Source organism: Moraxella sp., assembly GCF_024227015.1.
Lineage (GTDB): Bacteria > Pseudomonadota > Gammaproteobacteria > Pseudomonadales > Moraxellaceae > Moraxella.
The window spans coordinates 1-18,966 of sequence record NZ_JAAELD010000237.1 but is presented as its reverse complement, the minus strand read 5'-3'; the positions used below and the strand labels follow the sequence as shown (position 1 = coordinate 18,966).

The window sequence follows — 18,966 nt, the reverse complement described above, 5'->3', positions numbered from 1 at the left end:
TCTCAGTTCACTGGCTACAACCCAAACACTAAGTTCAAACCATATGTATTGATTGGTGCTGGTCAGTCTAAAACTTCAGTTGAAAACCGCCAACAATATGACACTACTGCTGGTGAATCTACTCAAACAGGCGTAAAAGGTACTGTTAAGGCTGGCACAGAAGTTGCTGAGTCTAAAGATACTATCGGCAACCTAGGTCTAGGTGCTCGTTATCTAGTAAATGATGCACTAGCACTACGTGGTGAAGTTCGTGCAATCCACAACTTCGACAACAAATGGTGGGAAGGCCTAGCTCTAGCAGGTCTAGAAGTAACTCTAGGTGGCCGTCTAGCTCCAGCAGCTCCTGTAGCTCCTGTAGCAGAAGTTGTTGAACCTGTAGTTCTTGAAGACACTATCGTTGACAGCGACAATGACGGTGTTCCTGACCACCTAGACGCTTGCCCAGGCACTCCTGCAAACGTAGTTGTTGATGCACGTGGCTGCCCAGTACAAGTTAACGTAAACGAAGAACTACGTCGTGAACTACGTGTATTCTTTGATCGTGACAAGTCTGCTATCAAACCACAATTCCGTGAAGAAGTAGCGAAAGTTGCACAATCTATGCAAGAATTCCCGAACGCAACTGCTGTAATCGAAGGTCACGCATCTAAAGACAGCAACCGTTCAAGCGCTAAATACAACCAACGTCTATCTGAAGCACGTGCAAACGCTGTTAAGTCAATGCTATCTAACGAGTTCGGCATTGCTCCTAACCGTCTAAACGCTGTTGGTTATGGCTTCGATCGTCCGATCGCACCTAACACTACTGACGAAGGTCGTGCACTTAACCGTCGTGTAATCGCGGTTATCTCTGGCAACAGAACTTCTACTGTAGAACAAACTAAAGACATGATTGTACAATAATCAATCCTTTAGTATGCAGTAAAAAAGAACCGTCATTTGGCGGTTCTTTTTATTTGTGCTTACTTTTACTATGGCGTGAATTATGCTATAATGAACGGTTGCTTTTATTTCATATCAGTAAATAAGAGCCATCCAAGAGTATCCTCTTTCATTTAATTTTGCTAATCAGCAACCCTATTAAAAACGAGTATTTATGGCAAACGACATTAAGCATTTGCGCAATATCGCAATTATTGCTCACGTTGACCACGGTAAAACCACCCTAGTTGATAAACTATTACAACAATCTGGCGCACTTGGCGAGCGTTCAGGTGAGATTGAGCGTGTGATGGATTCCAACGCACTTGAAAGTGAGCGCGGCATCACCATTCTGGCAAAAAACACCGCCATCAAATGGCTGGACAAGCGAACCAATACAGAATATCGCATTAACATTGTCGATACCCCCGGTCACGCCGATTTCGGTGGCGAGGTTGAGCGTGTCATGTCGATGGTAGACTGTGTTCTACTGCTGGTGGATTCTCAAGAAGGCCCAATGCCACAAACGCGCTTCGTAACTCAAAAAGCATTCGCGCGTGGCCTTAAGCCCATCGTTATCATCAATAAAATCGACAAGCCTGCAGCACGTGCTGACTGGGTAATTGATCAAGTTTTTGATCTATTTGACAGCCTAGAAGCGACTGATGAGCAGCTTGATTTCCCGATCGTTTACGCGTCGGGTATTAATGGTATCGCTGGCCTTGAACCTGATGATCTTGCGTCTGACATGACGCCGCTATTTGAGACCATTGTGGATATCGTTGAGCCGCCAAAAGTTGACGTTGATGGTCCATTCCAAATGCAAATCTCAAGCCTAGACTATAACAGCTTTGTTGGCGTGATCGGTGTTGGTCGTATTCAGCGTGGTTCAATCAAGACGAACACACCTGTGACCGTGATTGACAAAGATGGCAATAAGCGTAATGGCCGTATCCTAAAGATCATGGGTTATCACGGCCTTGAGCGTGTAGATGTGGATTCTGCACAAGCAGGTGACATCGTGTGTGTGACTGGTCTTGACAATCTAAACATCTCAGATACCATCTGTGATCCTGCTAATGTTGAAGCATTGCCTGCCTTGTCAGTAGATGAGCCAACTGTTTCGATGACTTTCCAAGTTAACGATTCACCGTTTGCGGGTAAAGAGGGTAAATTCGTCACGTCGCGTAACATTCGTGAACGTCTGGATCGTGAACTAATCCATAACGTGGCGCTTCGTGTTGAAGATACTGACAGTCCTGAGAAATTCAAAGTATCAGGTCGTGGTGAGCTACATCTTTCAGTATTGATTGAGAACATGCGCCGTGAAGGCTTTGAGCTTGGCGTGTCTCGCCCTCAGGTCATCATGAAAGAGATTGATGGTGTCATGAGCGAACCTTATGAGAATGTGACTTTTGACGTTGAAGAACAGCATCAAGGCGCAGTCATGCAAGAGATGGGTGAGCGTAAAGGTGAGCTGACCAATATGGAAGTTGATGGCAAGGGCCGTATCCGTATTGAGGCGACTGTACCATCACGCGGCCTAATTGGCTTCCGTTCGGCATTCTTGACCATGACGTCAGGTACTGGCATCATGACATCAAGCTTCTCGCATTATGGACCTGCTAAAGAAGGTTCAGTGGCAAAACGTCAAAATGGTGTTCTGATTTCGATGGTGACGGGTACTTGCTTGGGTTATGCACTATTTAGCTTGCAAGAGCGTGGCCGTCTATTCGCTAAGCCGCAGCTTGAAGTTTATGAAGGCATGATCGTAGGTATTAACTCGCGTTCTGATGACATGGTGGTTAACCCAACCAAAGCCAAACAGCTAACGAACATTCGTGCGTCTGGCTCTGACGATGCCATCATCCTAACCCCTGCGTTAGAATACACGCTAGAGCAAGCGCTTGAATTTATCGAAGATGATGAATTGGTTGAGGTAACACCAAAATCAATCCGTATCCGTAAGCGTTATTTGACAGAGAACGAGCGCAAGCGTTTCGGTCGTAAAAAAGACTGATAACTATTTACAATATTTAACAATAAAAGCATACAAAAAAACATCTTTTGTTGTGGCTATTGCTATAATATGGCTCAAGTATTTATCAATACAATTAATACAGGCCTAATTTAGGTCTGTATTTTTATAGTTTATTTAAAATAGAGATTTTCTCATGAGTATGATTCAAGAATTTAAAGAATTTGCCCTAAAAGGCAACGTGATGGACCTAGCAGTAGGTGTGATCATTGGTGCCGCTTTTGGCAAAATCACCACTTCATTGGTTGAAGACATCATCATGCCAATCGTTGCATTCATCGTTGGCGGTGATATCGATTTCAAAAATATGTTCGTTCTATTGGGTGATGCACCAGCAGGCGTACCGATGACTTATGATGCACTAAAAGAAGCGGGCGCACCAATGCTTGCTTATGGTAGCTTCTTGACAGTAGTTATCAACTTTATCATCCTGGCATTCATCATCTTTATGATGGTTAAAGGCATGAATAAATTGCGTCGTAATTCAGAAGAAGAGGCGGCACCTGAAGAGCCATCAGAAGAGGTACTATTGCTTCGTGAAATCAGCGCCAAGCTGGGCGAACGTAAGTAGTATCATCTACAATAAAAAACACCTTTTTAAAAGGTGTTTTTTATTACCTAAAGCTTGCCTTGGCTTGGTTGCTCTAACTGGCTGTGCTACCCAAACTGCATTTATCCAGAATGGCGCAAAAGTAGAACCTGCTTTCAGCAAGTCACAAAGTTTCTATATCTCAGGCATTGGTCAAGAAAAGACCGTTAATGCTGCAGAGGTTTGTGGTGGTGCCGATAAGGTTGCTAAAGTTCAAAGCTTACAAAAGCCAAAAGACATTGGTCTAACAGTGCTAACTTTGGGTATCTACACGCCACACACTGCTGAAGTTTTCTGCAAATAAAGCGTGAACAAAATAAAAAACACCTTTTTAAGGTGTTTTTTATTTTTTATGTGAAATTTAAATTAAATGGGCTGACAATGTGGGCAGTAGACGCTGGCCCGTCCGCCGATTTTTTGATTTTCAAGAATGGTGCCGCATACAGTGCAAGGCTTACCATGATTGCCATATGCCAACAGAGTCTGCTGAAAATAACCTGTCTTGCCATTGCCCACCGTGAAGTCGCGTAAAGTTGATCCACCTTTTTCGATGGCTTTGGCTAGGATATTTTTGATGTGAGTTACAAGCTGTTCGATTTGGATTTCGTTAAGTTGATTGGCAGGTTTTGCTGGGTGAATGCCTGATAAAAATAAGCTCTCGGCAGCATAGATGTTGCCCACGCCAACGACGACCGCCTGATCCATAATGAGGGTCTTGATGGGCTTGGTGATGGGTTTGGACTTCTTGCCACAGCGTTGAATATGCCCATATAGATAGACAGCATTGAAAGTCTCATCAAGAGGCTCAACACCCAGATGATTCAAAAATCGATCGCGCGCACTGTCTTTATCATCGATATGATCATCATTATCCGCCCATAGAATGATGCCAAAGCGTCTGGGGTCGTGATAGTGTAATGCAATATCGCCAAAGCACATGATGAGATGGTCGTGCTTTCTAGGTTCAAGCTCATCATTGATGGGATGTTGCTGTAGGCTGCCTGACATACCAAGATGCACCATGAGCGCCTTTCGACTGTTATCCGCTTCGTGATAAAAGTGTAAAAGCAGATACTTGGCGCGTCGTTCTAATTTCTCTAAGCAAAACCCCACCAAGCCATCCAAATCATTCGGCATCATGTAGCGAAGTTTTGGTTGATAGACGTGTACGGAGGTCATGACATGACCCAGTAGGGGTTCTAGGCTTTTTTTGGTGGTTTCTACTTCGGGTAATTCAGGCATAAAGGCATCTTAGTTAGTGCTACGTCTGGCGTGTAGAACGTCTGGCTGTTGTTCGATTTTGGCAAGGAGGCGTGATAAGTGAGCCAGTCCTGCCACCTCGACATAAAACTTCATATGACTGACTGATTCGTCAGCGCTGACGGTCTCGGCACGATGTATGTTTACTTTTTCTTTGTCGATGATATTGACGAGATCTCTTAGGAGGCCACGGCGATTATTGGCCTCGACATGGATCGTAACAGGCTGATAACGCCCAAAGCTCTCCTGCCAGTCAGCACTCACGTGCCGCTCTGGCTCGCGCTCGATCAGGCGTAGATATTCGGGACATTTGGCGTTATGAATGCTAACGCCATGCGATAGCGTGACGAAGCCTGCAATCGGTTCGCCATGCACAGGCGTACAGCAGCCTGCCAAATGGATATCGACATTATCAAAACCATCCAAATCAATTTGATATTTATTGGGGCGATAAGGCGTCTTAATCTCGATACTGTCTTCATCAACCGGTGGCGTACCTAGGTTTAGCTTATTGCTGATTTTGCCGACCAGTTGTAGTACGCCGACGTCGCCCATGACCAAAGACAAAAACAGCTCATCTTCATTCTTGGCGTTAAATTCCTCTAGATAATCATTTAGATTGACTTGGTTGGGGCTGATGGACAGTCTGTCTAGCTCGCGAAGGAACATGCCTCGACCCGTCTCGATGTTTTTATCGCGGTCTTGTTTGTTAAACCATTGGCGTAATTTTGATTTGGCGCGGTTGGTGTGAATATAGCCCAGCGATGACACGAGCCAATCACGATTAGGCTCACGGTTCGACTTAGTGATGATCTCAACTTGATCGCCTGTCTTGGGCTGGTGGGTAAGCGGCACATAGCGACCATTAACGCGGGCGCCTTGAGCTTGGTTGCCAACTTCGGTGTGCACATAATAAGCAAAGTCCAGCACCGTTGCGCCTTTTGGTAGCTCGGTAATGTCGCCATCACGACTAAACACATAGATGCGTTCTGCATTGTCTAGATCAAGATCGTCTTCGGCTTCTGTGCCATTCTCAGGCTTATCATTGGCGAGCAATTGACGCAACGAGCTGATCTTTTGGGTGAGGTAGTCGTCTTTTTTGGCTTTTAGACCCTCTTTGTAATTGACGTGTGCTGCCTTACCAAGTTCAGCTTCAAAGTGCATGTCAAAGGTGCGAATCTGCACTTCTAGCGTGCGATGATTGGCGATGACCGCGGTGTGCAGTGATTTATAGCCGTTGGGCTTGGGATTGGTGATATAGTCATCGAACTGTTCTGGAATGTGCCGCCAAAGCCCGTGCACGATGCCAAGTGTGTAGTAACATTCTGCATTGCTATTCACTAGGACGCGCAGTGCACGGATGTCATACAGCTGGTCAAAAGACAGATTTTTCTTTTTCATCTTACGCCAGATGGAGTAGATGTGCTTTACGCGCCCAGACACTTCTGCGTCGATGCCTGCCTTTGCAAGCGCTTGGCTTAGGTCTTCTTTGACGATGTCAATATAGGCTTCACGCTCGCTACGCTTCTCTGAAAGTAGACTTGCGATTTTTTTGTATTCGTCGGGGGCAAGGTAGCGAAATGCTAAGTCTTCTAGTTCCCATTTTAATTGGGCGATAGACAGGCGGTGCGCCAGTGGTGCGTAGATGGTCATTACTTCGCGAGCGACGCGTTTTTGGCGGTCGGGCGGGGCAAATGACAACTCGCGCATGGCGAAGGTGCGCTCGGCAAGCTTGATAAGTACCGCTCGCACATCGTTGGTCGTGCTGATGAGCATGCTGTAGATGGTGGAGAGCTGATCGCGTTGTTCGCTTTCAAAGTAGTCTTCTAGGCGCTTATTCTCTTCGATGCTCTCTGAGAGTCGTCCCATGGCAAGCGTATCTTCCACCAGATGCGCAATGTCTTCACCAAAATTATTCTTGATGGTGTCAAGGCTAACCACTTCGCGGCGCGCTGTGCGATACAGCATGGCGGCGACCAAGGCATTCTCATCTTGGAACAAATAGGCCAAAATATCCGCCATGCCAATCCCCGTGGCATAAGCGCCCGAGCGGCTGACGTGGGGCTTGTTGGAGTGGACTTTGACAAATTCGCAGGCGCGGCGCAGTAGGGGTAGGTCGTCCTTGCCGATCCGAGCCGCAACGCTCTCAAGCCATGTATCGACATCGATGTCTGATTCGCTGATGCTGGCAGGAGATCGGCTTTGATTAGAGTAATCAAGCGTGGTGGTAAGCTTGGGGTTATTAAGCTGAGCCTTAAAATCGGGGTGAAGCTCCTTGGCGACCATACTGGCTGCCAAAGTTGCGCTGTCGGTGTCGCTGTTCGCCCCGCCCAAAAGCGGCAAGCCTTCACGAATTTGTACCACGAGATTTCCTTTTGCCCTAGGTTATTATCATCTGCTGAGAGTATCGGATATTATGGCATTTTCTGCGTGTTTTTTAAAGCAAAATAACCAAAATCCTTGTGCCTTGATGGTAAAAATATTTTATAAAATTTACCTTGGTGATTGCTCATTATTGTGTTATAATCTTCAACTTGCTGTCTTGTAGGCTAATCTTGCCAAAAAGATACGTTCTAAGATGACATCGCATTTTTGATTTGAGTTGTATATGCGTGTTTGGACAATTAATTGTCAGAAAAACACACTTTATCTGTGCCGTGTGGCAGACTTCCTTTCCTAAGCCGCGATGATTTTGAGGGCGACTTGCCCATTTTTTTACCCCGACAAAATGCCAAAACGTTCAGCCTTAAACTCGCCAGTTATTTGGTGGCTTGTGTTTTTTCTCATCTCGTGGTCTTAATAATAAAAAGGTAAATTATGACTCATTATATCGATGCCGCCATCCAAGACGATGCGCAGCCAAGCCACTGTGTTGCCACAGAAAACGACACCGCCAATAGCGATGCCATCACTTTTGAAGATCTAAAACTAAACAAACCCATCCTAAAAGCCCTAACCAAAAGCGGCTATACCAATCCAACGCCCATCCAAGCAGGCGCAATTCCGCATGCGTTAGACGGTCGCGATCTACTGCTATCTGCTCAGACAGGTTCGGGCAAGACAGCAGCGTTCGTGTTACCAATCTTGGATAAATTAAGCCGTGAAGAGCGCCTAGAGAAGCATATTTATGCGCTTATTCTAACACCAACGCGCGAACTTGCCCAACAGGTGCATGACAGCGTACGCGGTTATGGCGCGAACGTGCGTGGTCTTTATAGCATTCCTTTAGTGGGTGGCGCGCCTTATAGTGGGCAAATTCGCGCATTAAGAAAGGGCGTGCAGATCGTCATCGCGACCCCTGGTCGTCTGATTGACCACATGAATGAAGGCCGCGTTGATCTATCGAAACTGGACGTATTGGTTCTAGATGAAGCGGATCGTATGCTGGACATGGGCTTTGCTGATGACATCAAAACCATCCTAGAAAATGCACCGCAGACTCGTCAGACGGTCATGTCTTCTGCGACGTGGGATGGCGCGGTTGGTAAAATCGCTGAGAGCTTTACCGTTAATCCTGAACGTGTGTCTATCAAGGTTGAAAGTGCGCACATCGAAGAATCTGTGTATTTTTGTGATGATTTCCACCACAAAAACAAAATTCTGCTCGAACTACTTAACGATCAAGACATTAATCAAGCAGTGATCTTTACTGCTACCAAGCGCAGCACCGAGCAGCTGACCGAGACGCTAACCGACGCAGGTCTAAAGGCGCGTTATCTGCATGGTGATTTGCCACAAGGTAAACGCAATCGCATCATCAGCGATGTCAAAAGCGGCAAATGCGACTTTTTGATCGCAACTGACGTGGCGGCGCGTGGTATTGATATCTCTGCGATTAGCCATGTTGTAAACTACGACCTGCCGCGCCAAGTCGAAGATTATGTGCATCGCATCGGACGCTGTGGTCGAGCTGGTCGTACGGGTGTGGCGATGAACTTGTGTAGCTTTGATGATCGTGGTCAGCTACGCAACATCAACCGCTATCTAAAGCGCAGCATGAGCGAGTCGGTGGTCGAAGGCCTTGAACCAAAACGCGCGCCATTCGAGCAAGAAGAGCGCCGCAAAAAAGGCGGTAGAGACGGTCGCGGTCGTCAAGATCGCCGCGAAGGTCGTGGTCGCTTCGAGCGCCGTGATGATCGCGGGCTTGGTGCTCGTGCTGAGCGTTCAGAGCGTCGTTTCGACAATAAGCCGCGCTATAATGAACGCCGTGATGATCGCTTCGATCGTCGTGATCGTCATGCTGATGCGGGTTTTGAGCGTCGTGGCGAGCGCAATTATAATGATCATCGTGAGCGTCGCTTTGATGACAAGCCGCGTTTTGAGCGTGAACCTTATCGCGCTGAACGCCGCTTCGATGAAGAGCGTGGTTATTATCGTAACGACCGCCCAGAACGCCAAGGTGGCGAACGTCGTTATGGCGATCGTCAAGATCGCGGCTATGGCGAATACCGCCCGCGCGAGCAGCGCAGCTTTGACCGTCGTGATGACAGAGCTGACAGACCGCGCTTCGACCGAGAATCACGAGGTGGCTATGATGCACCGCGTCACGAGCGCCGTGATGATCGTCAAGGCGAGCGTGGCCGTCGTGAATTTGGTGGTGGCCGCACTGAGCGCCAGTTCGACAAGCCAAAATTCGATAGAGCTGACAAGCCACGTGGCTACAAGAAACCGAAGCCAGTCGAAGAGGTGTTCTTTGCCAAGCGTCAAGCCAAAAAAGAAAAACGTCGCTTTGGCGAGATTGACTGATTCATTTAATAAAAACACGCCTTTGAGCGTGTTTTTTGTGGTGATAAAAAAGACAGCCCAGCTTGGCGGTCTAAATAACGCTGCAAATAAAGAATTATTCTGTCACGTTGTAGATCTTACGGATGACACGCTTAAAGTAAGCAAAGGCATCATCAGCGCCTTTCATCGCAGCTGCACGATCTTCATCTGTGAGCTGTAGTGCATCGATCTTGGCTTTGGTGTCGCGCCAGTGCGGCATACGACCATCAGCGTGTGCTGCTAGGTGGGATGCACCAAAGTCGTCTTTTAGGTCAATTTTACCTGCTTCTTTGTATAAAATTGCAGCGCCGACATTAGAGCCTTCAACACAATATAGCCAGCCGATGGCTTCGCTGCCTGTGATGACAGGCGTCTCTACATTCTTGCCATAGGGTTCAACTTCCAGATCTTTCATGTCGGATTTCACGCGGTCAAGGCGAGCAAGATCTGCCAGACCATCAAATTGACCTGCCAATTGAGCATCTTGATAGATGGGGTTTACGGTGCTGTGAAACTCGTATTGCGCCTGTAGGAACTTTCGATAGTTGTCATGGCTGGCAAATGGGTTCATACTCATGACCAAATGATCGACCGCATCATGCGTGGTGCGAGAGTGTTCTTTTAAGGCTTCGGTTAGGGTAAGTTGGCACATATTTCACCTATTTTTATGATAAAAGCGGTCAAACCGCAGAAAAACTGTCCAAAAAAATTGCAAAATTGACTTATTATTTAAAAATAACGATAATCGTTTATATTAAATGTGATACTTTGTGCTATCATAAGCAGTATTGATTTGATTGATGACAATCATTAATGAAATCAGCGCTTATGACACAACGATCTAGAGCCTAATAGTGTTACAATATCCCCATAATTATAGCCTATTGCTGATAATTTTCAAGTAAAATTGGTACTTATTTTCATTTAGATTATTAATACATGCAAGATTCGTTCGATAACCGACCATCTGACACCAAAAAACACACCGTACATGCCAACAAGCTGGTCCGTTGGGTGTTCTTTTTGCTTGGATTTGCTTTTGTGGGGTTGGCGATTTTGGGGGCGATACTGCCTGGCATGCCAACGACGGTGTTTATACTGCTCGCGGGGTATTGCTGGGCGAAGAGTTCGGAGAGGCTCTACGTCTGGCTCATGCACCATAAGATCTTCGGGAAGATGCTAAAAGACTGGGAAGAGCGTCGTGCGATGCCACGCTTTGCCAAGTATCTGGCATGGAGCATGATGACGGCGTCTTGTGTGTTTATGTATTTTAAATTGCCACCTGATAAGATGTGGGTCACTATCCTAACAGCGGCAATCTGCGCCGTAACGGCGATATGGATGGCAAGATTGCCCGATGCATGATCTTTTGCTAATTTGGTTGGAATGAATAATAAATAAAAATATCCGCGACATGACGGATATTTTTATGTGCGGATACAGATTACAGCTGTTTTGTGCCAAAAATCTTATCACCTGCATCGCCAAGACCTGGGATGATATAGCCGTTCTCATTAAGGTGGCTGTCTAGGGCGGCGGTGTAGATTTTGACATCTGGATGCGCTTCATTGACCAAGCGAACACCTTCGGGCGCAGCGACCAGCACTAATGCTTTGATGTTCGTGCAGCCGTGTTTTTTTAGCATGTCGATCGTGGCAATCATGCTGCCGCCAGTGGCAAGCATTGGGTCTAGGATAAGGGAGGGGCGTTTGTCGATGTCGCTGACAAACTTCTCAAAAAAAGGCACAGGCTCAAGTGTCTCTTCGTCCCGCTGTAGTCCGACCACAGAGATTTTTGCGGTGGGTAATAAGTCAAGCACGCCATCAAGCATACCAATGCCAGCGCGCAGAATCGGCACTAGGGTGACGGTTTTACCTTTAATCTGTTCGCCATCGATCTCGCCGCACCAACCTTGCATCTTGAAAGTTTCGATTTCAAAATCGCGGCTCGCTTCGTATGCCATGAGCCTGCCAAGCTCTTTGGTCAGGGTGCGAAATTTATAGGTGCTGCACTCGGCGGCGCGCATGAGTGATAGCTTGTGACGAACCAATGGGTGGTCGATGACGCGGACATTTAGGGTCATGAGTTTGCCTTATGATGGATAATTTTTAGGTTGCGTATGATAGCAAGTTTACGCTTAATTTTAAAATAAATTTTATCAAATGGCGATGCTTAATTGCGTACTGCCAAGTCTAGGCTTCGGGGAGCTTGAGATCGCCATCTTTAATCATGCCGTGGCTACGCATGATTTTTGCAAAGATGAGCGTCAAAATGGCAGGCAGCACGACATGAAACAGCGCAATCAGCCCAATCGTATACATGCTAACCCCCATCGCATCGAGTGTGCCAACCTGACCAACCAGACCCGATGTGCCCATGCCTGCACCGATGGGAATGTTCGTCATGCCAAAGATCACCGTGGCGAAAGGTGCCAAAACTGCCCCTGCTAGGGTGGGTGGTAGCCAGACTTTGGGGTTTTTTAGAATGTTTGGCATCTGCAGCATGCTGGTGCCAAGCCCTTGAGCGACCACGCCTGAGATGCCGTTATCACGATAGCTCATCACCGCAAAGCCAATCATCTGTGCTGCGCACCCCACCGTCGCCGCACCTGCTGACAGCCCTGACAGCCCTAGACTAATGGCAATCGCAGCGCTAGAGATGGGCAGAGTTAGGAGTAACCCCATCGTGATCGCGATGATGACGCTCATTAGGATGGGGGATAATTCCATCGCCCAGCCGATGAACTGTCCTAGGCTGGTCATCAGGCTTGCGATGGCAGGTGCGATGGCGTACGCTGCGCCCATGCCTGCACATAGGGTCGTGGCAGGCGTGATGATGATGTCAACGGGTGTGGTCTTATGGACGAATTTACCAAGCTCTGCGCCGATCACACTTGCCACCAATGCCCCCACCACGCCGCCAAGCTCTGCACCCACGAGGCCAGTTGCCACGCTAGAAAATAGCACCAAAGGCGGCGCCTTTAACCCAAATGCCACACCCGCGCCGATCGCCGCACCGACTGCTGCCTGAGCATGACCGCCTGCCGTGACTAAGGGTGAGAAGTGCGTCCATGTGCCGATGTTTTTTAGGATTAGACCAATGATGAGTGAGCTAAATAGACCCAGCGCCATGCCATTTAAGGCGTCAATGCCGTAGCGCTGCCATGAGAATACGATGTTTTGTTTATCAAGATGGGCTTTTAACATGAGTGTTCCTTTGATGCCAAACCACAGTTGATGACCTACCACAAAATCAACAGACAGATAATTACCATAAAAATTGGCGTGCTTTGAAATCACCACACGCCAATCTTAAATTTAATATACTATAGCATAAATTTGGGGGATCTGCTATGCCTTCTTGGTCGGTCGCACCCAGCTGTCGATGGTGCTTTGCTTGCTGCGAGCTAAAGTCAGCTTATCATCAGGCGTATCTTTAGTAATCACCGACCCTGCCCCAATCGTGGCATTATTGCCAATCTTAACAGGGGCGACAAGCGAGCTATTACTGCCCACAAAGGCATTATCGCCAATATGTGTTTTAAATTTATTCACGCCGTCATAATTACAGGTAATCACCCCTGCCCCAATATTAACATCACGCCCCACATCGGCATCGCCAATATAACTTAAATGACTGACCTTCGCCCCTTGGTTTAATGTGGATTTTTTGATTTCTACAAAATTGCCAATTTTGACCTTGTCTTTAATATCCGCTTTTGGGCGAATATGGGCAAAAGGACCGATGGCAACATCCGCCCCAATATTGCTATCATCAAGCACGCAATTTGGCTTGATGTGGGTATTATTACCAATTACACAATTAGAGATAACATTGCCTGCATCAATTTGCACATTATCGCCCAATACCACATCGCCAATAAATACGGTATTAATATCAATAAACACATCGCTACCGCATTTTAATATACCACGAACATCCACACGATTAGGGTCGGCAAATTGTACGCCACTCATTTGTAATTCATGAATCAGATGAGCTTGATAAGTTCGTTCTAAATTGGCAAGTTGAATACGGTCATTCACGCCATCTATCTCAAATTCAAAAGTCGGGCTAATCGTTTTTATCTCAATATTATCCGCCACCGCCATTTTGATAATATCGGTCAGATAATATTCGCCTTGGGCGTTGTTATTATCGAGCTTTGGCAAATATTTATGCAATAGAGCATTATCCACACAATAAATACCGCTGTTGATTTCTTTAATTTGTCTTTGGGCATCGGTGGCGTCTTTTTGTTCCACAATGGCGATGACTTTATCATCTTGGCGGACAATTCGCCCAAGCCCAAAAGGATTTTCCACGCTCATTGTCAGCATACTAATGCCATGCGTGTTTTGTGCAATGAGATTTTGCAAAGTATCCAATTTTGTCAATGGCACATCGCCATACAAAATCAGGCTTTTACCGTCTTTTGGCAAATGGGGCAATGCCATTTGCACCGCATGACCTGTACCGAGCTGTTCGGCTTGCTCCGCCCATATCAAATCGCTGTCGGTAATCTCATCTTTGACCATTTGACCGTTATAACCATAAATCAAAATGGTGTTATCAGCATTTAATGCACGGCAAGTATCTAACACATGGCGAAGTAGTGGTTTGCCTGCTAAGGTTTGTAATACCTTTGGCTTAACCGATTTCATACGAGTGCCTTTACCACCTGCTAGAATGATGATGTTTAACATGAGATTTTCCAATATGAATGATGAATAAAATTGATATATTTTAGCATATTCGTCGCAGGCATTTAAGGGGGTGTGTGTTAAGATTAGTTAAAAATGGTTGGTGAATTGAGGTGGTACCATCGTACTGTTAGTCATTGATCAAAACTCATCATAATAATAAAAACTAATAAACTATCCAATCAGCGAGTTGTGATAAAATGAGCAGTATTTTACGACCAGCTTAATTCATAAGATTATGACCTACTCACATAGCAGTGAGGAATACCCAACATCACGACCGCCCAGCGCCAAGCTTTTGGGTGGCAGTCATTTTGCGGCTGGGTATAGCGCTGAGCATGTCGCAGGTGGTGAATTCGTGGTGGGAGCTGCGTTCGCTGCATGGGGCGCGTCTCCGTCGGCGGTGTTGATGGGGCTAATCATCGGCAATCTATTGGCGGTGCTTAGCTGGGCATGGGTGTGCAGTCCTGTCGCGGTGCGTGCCAGATTGACCTTGTATGAATATTTATCGCGCATGGCTGGGGTAGGCTTTGTTAAGGTATTTAACGTCGTTAATGGCGTCATCTTTGCGGTGATTGCTGGCGGGATGCTAACCATCAGCGCACAGGCATTACATGGTGCGATTGGGCTGCCTGCTCAGACGAATTGGTATTCTGACAGTCCTGCCTTTATTGGAATGGTGGCGTTGGTGGGCATGCTAGTGATGGTGATTAGCGCCTTGGGCTTTCATCGACTCACGACCGTCGCTCGTTATTTGTCACCTTATCTATTGATGATATTCGTGGTGTGTGGTTTGGCGAGTTTGCCGCTGCTTTGGCAGATGGGCAGGGCAGAGGGCTTGGGCTTTTGGCAGATTTTTGAGGCGTATATCTGGACGGGTAGAACGCCTGATGGCAAAGAGCCTTTTAGTATTTGGCACATTGCAGCTTTTGCGTGGGGGCTCAATCTGCCACTACATCTGGGCATGGGCGACATGAGCACGCTTAGATTTGCCAAAAAATGGCAGTATGGCTACCATTCAGCTTGGGCAACCTACGGCGGTCACTTCGTGGCGTGGGTGGGTGCAGGGATGCTTGGTGCGACCAGTGCGCTACTGATGGGTGTGCCGATTGGTAATCTAGATATTGGTGGTGTGGTGGTACCAGTGCTTGGTGTGGCAGGCGTGACGGCCGTTGTGCTGGCGTCCATCACGACAGCTGTTCCCAGTCTGTACCGAGCGACGTTGGCGTTCGATGGTGTTTGGCGAATTGGCTTTGTGCAGATGACGGTGTTCTTGGGTGCGATAACGACCATCATCGCTTGCTTTCCGTTGATATTCCTGCGTTGGCTGGACTTGATGGCGTATTTTAACATCATCATGGCGCCTGTGGGGGCGATGATTGCAGCGGAGCACTTTATTCTGCCAAGATTTGGCATTCGCCCACTGTGGCGAGCAGAGAGTCGCATTAATAAAAGCGCCATCATCACATGGCTGGCAGGGCTGATATTGGCGGCTGGCTTATTAATGAGCGGCGTGCATTTATTTTTTGTGTTTATACCGGTGTGGTTGGTGTGTGTGGCTCTGTATGCGGTGTGTGGTTATCGCGAAGCCAAGGGGTATCGGCAGGGCGTATCATTAGAGGCTTTATATGAAGCATCTTATGGGCATGATGAAATCACGCATCAGACACGACAAAGCCAGCCTTTGTTAGGCAAAAAAGCCTTATCAATAATTCTTGTCGTCATGCTTCTCACCTGCTTGCCTTTATATGGCGATGACCCTGCGTCGATGCTTGGCGTATTCCAGCAGCTACTGATGGCGTTGACGGTGTTGTATTTCTCGGTGGTGATGATCATTAATGGGTGGCGATTGCTTAGGTAACTCCGATCATAGTGCGACAGACATAATAACCATCAGAACCACCGCCGACATAATCCCTGCCAATATATCATCAATCAATATGCCAAATCCGCCAGAGACGTTTTTATCCACCCATTTAATCGGAAAAGGCTTAATAATATCAAAAAAACGAAATAAGATAAAAGGAATAATCAAAAATAAAATTAAACTTGGGTGCCAATGCGCCAATCCGCTTTTATTGTCATCCGGTGTACCTATCAACAACCAAACACTTGGCAATAATGCAATCCACATTCCCACCCATTCATCAAAAACAATGTGTGGGTCATCGTGGGTATTCATCAAATCCGATGTTTTACCACAAATATAACTACCCACCAAACACCCTAAAATAGTAATAATCAAAAATCCCCAAAATCCCAATAAAAGCATGGGCAAGGCGATAATAAGCCCACCCACCGTCCCCCAAGTGCCAGCAGCTTTTTTGGGCAAGCCTGAACCCAAGCCAATGCCCAGCCAATACACGCACTTTTCAAAGGCGGTGGCACTAGGCGGACAAGGGGGGCAGGGGTTTGATTTACGAATGTCGGGTTTGTGATTCATGATGTTTTATTTACAAATTCTCGTTTATAAAGCATGTGATTTTGAATATTATTCAGGGCATCATTTTCATCCCAAATTTGCAATTCCCATGGATAATAAAAATTACTGGCATTTTTAAAATACACGTGAATGCCAATATAGCCGTCCACGTCTCTTAAATACCAATTTTTAAGACCGTATTTTTCTTTATAATCATCCAATTTTTCTAAGATAATTGCAATATCATCGGATGGTAAGACAATCCTCGCCCCAAAAATATCATTTAGAATATTATTGGTAGGGTATTGATTTTGGCGATTGAGATAACGATTGATTTTATCTTGAATGCTTTCGGATGTTTTGACACGATAATAAAAAGCAATGTCTTTGGTATCGGCAAATAGTAAATAATCGTTTATCGCTTCGTGTAAATTTAGTCGATAAGACAAAATATGCTCTATGGGGATATTTTTTAGGCTACGGCTTAGGTTTAGTTTTTGTACTTTGCCTGTTTCAAAATAATCTTGGGAATATTTGGCGTGAATTAGGTTGATTTCACGAATTAGACGTTCGGTTTTTTCAATGTTGTCGGTCAAATCATTCATCAAAAATGCTCCCACCCTTTTACCAATAAATCCACTTCTTTTTTATTGTGTAAAAATACCAATCCTTTATCCGCCACAATGTGCCCAATGGGATAAATTGGCATATCAGGATTTTGGGTTTTGAATAAATCAAGTTTAGCAGAAGGCATGGTAAAGCACAATTGATAATCATCGCCCCCATTGATTTGATGTTGCCATTTTTGGGCGTGGGGCAAGGCATCAAGCAGGGCGTGGCTTGGTATGGCATCAAGGTCAATCACCGCCCCCATGCCACTTGCCCTCAAAATATGCCCCAAATCCTGTCCCAAGCCGTCCGAGATGTCAATCATGCTGTTTGCAAAGCCGATGAGTCGCCTACCAAGTGCCACCTGTGGGGCAGGGTATTGCATGGCTTGACGTAGCTCGTGGGGCAGACTGTCTGGCGGTCGGTTGGCATGTCCATCTCCGTTCAAATCGTCCAAAATCCCATGTAGGGCAAGTCTTGCCAGCCCCACCGTGTCACTCACACACACCGCATCACCCACGCACGCCCCTTGCCGTGTGATTGCTTGATTTGACGGAACAAAACCCAAAGCCGTCACCGAAATCGTCAAAACAGGCGAGCCTGTGGTGTCGCCCCCAATCAGCTCCACGCCAAAGGGCGTGCAAGCGTCCGCCAAACCGTGTGCAAATGCCTTGCAAAAATCATCATTCGCCATGCTCTTTGGTAAGGACAGTCCCACCAAAATGGCGTAAGGTGTCGCCCCCATGCTGGCAAGGTCGGACAGATTGACCGCCACCGCCTTATAGGCAATGGCGTGCGGGTCGGTCTCATGGACAAAATGCCGTCCTGCCACGAGCGTATCCACACAGCTGACAAGCTGGCTATTTGGCGGAATGCGGCTTACTGCGCAATCATCGCCAATGCCCAAAACGGTGCTTGGGTGGCGTGTGGTGGCGTGTTTAAAATGGGTGTAGATTAGGGAGAATTCAGACATGTCAGTTGGGGACTTTGTTGAGAAGCTTGCTAAGCTTGAACAGTTTTTTGGTGGATTTGTCATCAGAGCCATCGTCGATGATGTTGCCATGCTTGTCAATTGTGATGAACTGATCATTCATCTCAACTTGAGCCACGCCATTGTCAAATGGTAGGGCGTGGTCGTACTGCATCGCGATGACAAGCTTGCCAGTCTTATCTATAAATCCCCATTTAGCATCCGTGCGTACAGCGGCCAAGCCCTCGGAGAATTTCATGGCTTGGTGGTATTGCAAGGGGATGATGGGTTGGTTGTTTGAATCGATAAAGCCATACAAATCATCTTTGACCACGACCGCCGCGCCATCTCTAAAATCGGACGCGTTATCGTATATGAACGGTATGGCGATATTGCCTGATTTGTCCATAAAGCCGATTTGTCCGTCTCGCTTAACCATAACTAAGCCTTCTTTAAAGTCGGATGCGACTTCTGTGCTGTCATCGAGCGCAATGACAATGTTGCCCTTGGTGTCAATAAAATAACCATCTCTGCCTCTTTGGACGTAAGCCAACTGCTCGCTAAAACTGTCCGCGTCATCATATACCAAATCAATGACGATGCGACCTGCCGAATCAACGAATCCATATTTGCCGTCTTTTTCGCCTTTGGATAGTCCGCCATAAGGGCAGGCGATGTAGTCTAGCTTGG

The 18,966-nt window shown here is 46.7% G+C and carries 17 protein-coding genes; 7 read left to right on the top strand and 10 right to left on the bottom strand.

The window, feature by feature from the left end:
* From GY683_RS05620 to GY683_RS05605, 4 genes are all read left to right on the top strand, one after another.
* The coding region (locus GY683_RS05620; RefSeq protein WP_297287810.1) for an OmpA family protein at nucleotides 1-903 on the top strand (903 nt) is incomplete at its 5' end.
* A gap of 193 nt (nucleotides 904-1,096) precedes the next feature.
* Entirely contained in the window at nucleotides 1,097-2,941 is a 1,845-nt protein-coding gene (typA, locus tag GY683_RS05615; protein ID WP_036361878.1) for a translational GTPase TypA, read from the top strand.
* Nucleotides 2,942-3,095: 154 nt separating this feature from the next.
* Nucleotides 3,096-3,530: a large conductance mechanosensitive channel protein MscL gene (gene mscL / locus GY683_RS05610; protein WP_297287809.1), complete on the top strand. Its 435-nt coding sequence runs from the start codon at nucleotides 3,096-3,098 to the stop codon at nucleotides 3,528-3,530.
* Nucleotides 3,496-3,852 carry a Bor family protein gene (locus tag GY683_RS05605; protein ID WP_297287808.1) on the top strand — a complete coding sequence of 119 codons (357 nt, stop codon included), beginning with the start codon at nucleotides 3,496-3,498 and terminating at the stop codon, nucleotides 3,850-3,852. Before mscL ends, GY683_RS05605 begins: the two co-directional genes overlap by 35 nt.
* A gap of 62 nt (nucleotides 3,853-3,914) precedes the next feature.
* Here the strand turns inward: GY683_RS05605 and mutM are convergent, their stop codons facing one another.
* Nucleotides 3,915-4,790: a bifunctional DNA-formamidopyrimidine glycosylase/DNA-(apurinic or apyrimidinic site) lyase gene (gene mutM, locus GY683_RS05600; RefSeq protein ID WP_297287807.1), complete on the bottom strand. Its 876-nt coding sequence runs from the start codon at nucleotides 4,788-4,790 to the stop codon at nucleotides 3,915-3,917.
* A 9-nt stretch (nucleotides 4,791-4,799) separates the two neighbouring features.
* Entirely contained in the window at nucleotides 4,800-7,172 is a 2,373-nt protein-coding gene (locus tag GY683_RS05595; RefSeq protein ID WP_297287806.1) for a bifunctional (p)ppGpp synthetase/guanosine-3',5'-bis(diphosphate) 3'-pyrophosphohydrolase, read from the bottom strand.
* Between the two features lie 453 nt (nucleotides 7,173-7,625).
* Between GY683_RS05595 and GY683_RS05590 the strand changes: the two genes are divergently transcribed.
* A complete protein-coding gene (locus tag GY683_RS05590; protein ID WP_297287805.1) occupies nucleotides 7,626-9,554 on the top strand; it encodes a DEAD/DEAH box helicase in 1,929 nt (642 codons plus the stop codon).
* A 94-nt stretch (nucleotides 9,555-9,648) separates the two neighbouring features.
* On the opposite strand, the gene GY683_RS05585 is transcribed toward GY683_RS05590, so the two are convergent.
* A complete protein-coding gene (locus tag GY683_RS05585; protein ID WP_297287804.1) occupies nucleotides 9,649-10,224 on the bottom strand; it encodes a biliverdin-producing heme oxygenase in 576 nt (191 codons plus the stop codon).
* A gap of 287 nt (nucleotides 10,225-10,511) precedes the next feature.
* Between GY683_RS05585 and GY683_RS05580 the strand changes: the two genes are divergently transcribed.
* A complete protein-coding gene (locus tag GY683_RS05580; RefSeq protein ID WP_297287803.1) occupies nucleotides 10,512-10,937 on the top strand; it encodes a YbaN family protein in 426 nt (141 codons plus the stop codon).
* 79 nt (nucleotides 10,938-11,016) lie between these two features.
* Here GY683_RS05580 and upp read toward each other — a convergent pair whose 3' ends face one another.
* From upp to glmU, 3 genes are all read right to left on the bottom strand, one after another.
* A complete protein-coding gene (gene upp / locus GY683_RS05575; protein ID WP_297287802.1) occupies nucleotides 11,017-11,655 on the bottom strand; it encodes a uracil phosphoribosyltransferase in 639 nt (212 codons plus the stop codon).
* A gap of 109 nt (nucleotides 11,656-11,764) precedes the next feature.
* The gene (locus GY683_RS05570; RefSeq protein ID WP_367274112.1) at nucleotides 11,765-12,778 is read right to left on the bottom strand and encodes a PTS transporter subunit IIC; all 1,014 of its coding nucleotides are present in this window, start codon (nucleotides 12,776-12,778) and stop codon (nucleotides 11,765-11,767) included.
* Nucleotides 12,779-12,922: 144 nt separating this feature from the next.
* Nucleotides 12,923-14,278, bottom strand: coding sequence for a bifunctional UDP-N-acetylglucosamine diphosphorylase/glucosamine-1-phosphate N-acetyltransferase GlmU (gene glmU / locus GY683_RS05565; RefSeq protein ID WP_297287800.1), 1,356 nt, complete (start codon nucleotides 14,276-14,278; stop codon nucleotides 12,923-12,925).
* Between the two features lie 235 nt (nucleotides 14,279-14,513).
* Between glmU and GY683_RS05560 the strand changes: the two genes are divergently transcribed.
* The gene (locus tag GY683_RS05560; protein WP_297287799.1) at nucleotides 14,514-16,136 is read left to right on the top strand and encodes a hypothetical protein; all 1,623 of its coding nucleotides are present in this window, start codon (nucleotides 14,514-14,516) and stop codon (nucleotides 16,134-16,136) included.
* Nucleotides 16,137-16,142: 6 nt separating this feature from the next.
* On the opposite strand, the gene GY683_RS05555 is transcribed toward GY683_RS05560, so the two are convergent.
* The 4 genes from GY683_RS05555 to GY683_RS05540 form a co-directional block, all read right to left on the bottom strand.
* Nucleotides 16,143-16,721 (bottom strand): phosphatidylglycerophosphatase A, encoded by a 579-nt coding sequence (locus GY683_RS05555; protein WP_297287811.1) that lies wholly within the window; start codon nucleotides 16,719-16,721, stop codon nucleotides 16,143-16,145.
* Nucleotides 16,715-17,302: a GTP pyrophosphokinase gene (locus GY683_RS05550; protein ID WP_297287798.1), complete on the bottom strand. Its 588-nt coding sequence runs from the start codon at nucleotides 17,300-17,302 to the stop codon at nucleotides 16,715-16,717. The genes GY683_RS05555 and GY683_RS05550 overlap by 7 nt, the downstream gene beginning before the upstream one ends.
* On the bottom strand, nucleotides 17,302-18,279 hold the full coding sequence (gene thiL / locus GY683_RS05545) for a thiamine-phosphate kinase (RefSeq protein WP_297287797.1): 978 nt from the start codon (nucleotides 18,277-18,279) through the stop codon (nucleotides 17,302-17,304). Before thiL ends, GY683_RS05550 begins: the two co-directional genes overlap by 1 nt.
* Before the next feature lies 1 nt (nucleotide 18,280).
* Nucleotides 18,281-18,966 (bottom strand): WG repeat-containing protein (locus GY683_RS05540; RefSeq protein WP_297287796.1); only part of this gene is annotated, 686 nt, incomplete at its 5' end.

Excerpts from the sequence above, each read along its gene's own strand:
- mscL (WP_297287809.1), top strand. The coding sequence starts at position 3,096 with ATGAGTATGATTCAAGAATTTAAAGAATTTGCCCTAAAAGGCAACGTG.
- upp (WP_297287802.1), bottom strand. The coding sequence starts at position 11,655 with ATGACCCTAAATGTCCGCGTCATCGACCACCCATTGGTTCGTCACAAG.
- GY683_RS05550 (WP_297287798.1), bottom strand. The coding sequence starts at position 17,302 with ATGAATGATTTGACCGACAACATTGAAAAAACCGAACGTCTAATTCGT.
- mutM (WP_297287807.1), bottom strand. The coding sequence starts at position 4,790 with ATGCCTGAATTACCCGAAGTAGAAACCACCAAAAAAAGCCTAGAACCC.
- typA (WP_036361878.1), top strand. The coding sequence starts at position 1,097 with ATGGCAAACGACATTAAGCATTTGCGCAATATCGCAATTATTGCTCAC.
- GY683_RS05570 (WP_367274112.1), bottom strand. The coding sequence starts at position 12,778 with ATGTTAAAAGCCCATCTTGATAAACAAAACATCGTATTCTCATGGCAG.
- GY683_RS05590 (WP_297287805.1), top strand. The coding sequence starts at position 7,626 with ATGACTCATTATATCGATGCCGCCATCCAAGACGATGCGCAGCCAAGC.
- glmU (WP_297287800.1), bottom strand. The coding sequence starts at position 14,278 with ATGTTAAACATCATCATTCTAGCAGGTGGTAAAGGCACTCGTATGAAA.
- GY683_RS05580 (WP_297287803.1), top strand. The coding sequence starts at position 10,512 with ATGCAAGATTCGTTCGATAACCGACCATCTGACACCAAAAAACACACC.
- thiL (WP_297287797.1), bottom strand. The coding sequence starts at position 18,279 with ATGTCTGAATTCTCCCTAATCTACACCCATTTTAAACACGCCACCACA.
- GY683_RS05585 (WP_297287804.1), bottom strand. The coding sequence starts at position 10,224 with ATGTGCCAACTTACCCTAACCGAAGCCTTAAAAGAACACTCTCGCACC.
- GY683_RS05560 (WP_297287799.1), top strand. The coding sequence starts at position 14,514 with ATGACCTACTCACATAGCAGTGAGGAATACCCAACATCACGACCGCCC.